This window comes from Streptomyces hainanensis, assembly GCF_004348415.1.
GTDB classification, from domain to species: Bacteria; Actinomycetota; Actinomycetes; order Streptomycetales; family Streptomycetaceae; genus Streptomyces; species Streptomyces hainanensis.
In genome coordinates, this window is record NZ_SMKI01000854.1 from 1 (window position 1) to 1,104 (window position 1,104).

Annotated in this window: 1 protein-coding gene; it reads left to right on the top strand. The window is 78.7% G+C overall.

Annotated elements, in window-relative coordinates; all coding sequences use genetic code 11:
* A partial coding sequence (locus tag E1283_RS36450; RefSeq protein ID WP_341829991.1) for a putative PEP-binding protein occupies nt 1-811 on the top strand: 811 nt, incomplete at its 5' end.
* Between the last annotated feature and the right edge of the window lie 293 nt (nt 812-1,104).

The following is a 1,104-nucleotide window of genomic DNA, read 5'->3' on the forward strand; positions in this document are numbered from 1 at the left end:
GAGCGAGGGGGGCCTGGAGGGCGAGGGGGGTGCCGAGCCACCGTCGGAGGACGAGCAGGCGGCCGCCTACCGGCAGGTTCTGGAGGCGTTCCCCGAGGGGCGGGTGGTGGTCCGGGTGCTGGACGCCGGTGCGGACAAGCCGCTGGCCTTCCTCAGCCCGGCGGCCGAGCCCAATCCGGCGCTGGGCGTGCGGGGGCTGCGGGCGCTGCTCGCGCATCCCGACGTGCTGGACACCCAGTTGCGGGCGCTGGGCCGGGCCGCCGAGGGGCTGCCCTGCTATCTGGAGGTGATGGCCCCGATGGTCGCCGACCGGGCCGACGCCAGGGCGTTCGCGGACGCCTGCCGGGCGGCCGGGCTGACCGCCAAGGTCGGCGCCATGGTGGAGATCCCGTCGGCGGCGCTGCGGGCGAGGTCGCTGTTGCAGGAGATCGAGTTCCTCTCGCTCGGCACGAACGATCTGGCGCAGTACACGTTCGCCGCCGACCGGCAGGTCGGCGCCGTCTCCCGGCTGCAGGATCCGTGGCAGCCGGCGCTGCTCGACCTGGTGGCGCTGGCCGCCGAGGCGGCCAAGGCCGAGGGCAGGAGCTGCGGGGTCTGCGGGGAGGCGGCCGCGGACCCGCTGCTGGCCTGCGTGCTGACCGGGCTCGGCGTCACCAGCCTGTCGATGGGCGCGGCGGCGATCCCCTACGTGCGGGCCACGTTGGCCAAGCACACCCTGGCCCACTGCGAACGCGCCGCCGCCGCGGCCCGCACGGCGGACAGCGCCGCCGCGGCCAGGGACGCCGCCCGCGGCGTACTGGCCGCCGAATGACGGACGACTGCCGGGGCCCGGCCGGCGGCCCCCCGACCTGCGACCTGCCCGCCCGGCGTGGGGCCGGCCGGGTCGGTGTCGGGACCGACGGCCGGCGGGCTGCTGGCCGGGGGACGCGGCGCTCGGCTCGATGGTCGGCACCGGCGGGCGGGCCTGACTGCCCCGGCAGCCGCCGGGACACCGCCCGACCAGGCCAAGGCCCCGGCGGGGGCCGCCACGCCGGTTGGCGGGGCGGCGGGATCTGGCCGCCTGGCCGGCCCGCCGGGCCGGCAGGCCGACGCGGTGTTCAGGGG